The organism is Bifidobacterium sp. LH_558, from assembly GCF_056356295.1.
The window spans coordinates 1-1,476 of the sequence record NZ_JBKETZ010000017.1; the positions used below are offsets into that span (position 1 = coordinate 1).

1 protein-coding gene is annotated in these 1,476 nt (G+C 66.1%); it reads right to left on the reverse strand.

Features of this window, described 5'->3' with window-relative positions; all coding sequences use genetic code 11:
- Window positions 1-79 precede the first annotated feature (79 nt).
- Window positions 80-1,354 (reverse strand): integrase catalytic domain-containing protein, encoded by a 1,275-nt coding sequence (locus AC1AV0_RS10895; protein WP_226805655.1) that lies wholly within the window; start codon window positions 1,352-1,354, stop codon window positions 80-82.
- Between the last annotated feature and the right edge of the window lie 122 nt (window positions 1,355-1,476).

Below are 1,476 nucleotides of genomic sequence, written 5' to 3' on the forward strand. Positions count from 1 at the left end.
CGAGGTTCGTCATTAATAAGTGAGCGCGTAATCGTTGTTCGTTTGTCGTAATGGGTGAGCGCGAAACGGTGCCTGCGATCTATTTGTCGTTTTGTCCGGCGTCGGCGCGCATGCGTTCGATCGCCTTTCCCAAGTATCCCATGTCCAGGCCGGCGCGGCGGGCCATCGCCTCGGTGCGGTCCCGGCTGACGCGTTCGAGTTCGTCCTGGATGACGGCGATCTCGCGGTTGAGGCGGGCGGGGTTGGTGGCGGCGATGATCCCCTCGATGCGGCGGCGGGCGTCGTCGACGACGTATCCGCCGCCCCCGGCGGCGCGGTCGGCGGCGTCGTGCTCCAGCACGCGCGCCCACGGGGTGCGGGGCTCGTCGTACACGGTCTTCCTGCGCCCGTCGCGCCCCTGGTCGACGCGCACGGGCTTGCGGGTGGGCGTGAACAGGTTCAGCAGCACGTAGGTCTTCGCCCACAGCCGGTTGAGCAGCTCGCGCTGCTGCGCGGTGTCGTAGCGCCAGTGGAACGCGTATTTCCTGACGACGTGGTTGTTGCGCGACTCGACGGTGGCCTGGTCGTTCTTCCTGTACGGGCGGCTGCGGGTCTGTTCGATGTCCTGTTCGAGCAGCCAGTCGACGAGCTCGTCGTTGATGAACTCGACGCCGTTGTCGGAGTCGAAGCAGGTGACGGGAAACGGGAAGAGCGGCAGGGCGGTGGCGACCGCTGCCTTGATGTTGGATTTGGCATTGTTGCGGGCGGTGACGTTCACGGTCCAGTTCGTCGCGTAGTCCACCATCGTCAGGGTGCGGGCGAACTCGCCCTTCATGCTGGGCCCGCAGTGGGCCACGGTGTCTGCCTCGGCCAGGCCGGGAACGCGGATTGTCTCGTCGGTGCATTTGCGGATCCTGATCGAGTTGCGCATGTGCTCCGCGGCCGGCCGGGTCAGCGACGCGCCCTTCGGCATGGCGGCCTGTTTGAGCGGTCTGAGCCGCCGGTCGATGGTCGACGGACTCATCGCCAGCACCTGGTCCAGCGCGTCGCCGTCGATGCCGTCGAGCTCGCCGTTCGCCAGGAGCGCGGGAATCCACTGGTCGAACATGGCCTTCATGTACGGGCCGCACGGCATGCCCATGAGCAGCCACAGGCGCTCCAGCAGCCGCTGCGCGCCCGCGTCGTACTTCGGCCGCCTGCCCCGCGCCGCGCCTTTCACGGGTTTCTCCCTCTCCGCCTGCGTGAGCAGCCGCCGGGCGGTGGACCTGCCCATCCCGACGGCCTCGAGGCGGTCGAGGATCTCGCCCTTCTGTTTCTTGTCGCCCTTGGCGTACTCCGCCTTGAACCTGTTCGTCAGCCGTTTTCTCGTGGCCATGTCCAGTCTGCCTTCCATAAGGCAAGCATCCCCGCGAACGACGCGGGCCGCGCGGGATTTCGCGCTCATTATTTATGACGAACGGAATCCAATTTCGCGCTCAAACATTACGACGAACGTCG

What these genes read in the sequence shown, in the direction of transcription:
- AC1AV0_RS10895 (WP_226805655.1), bottom strand. Translation starts at nt 1,354, where the DNA reads ATGGCCACGAGAAAACGGCTGACGAACAGGTTCAAGGCGGAGTACGCC.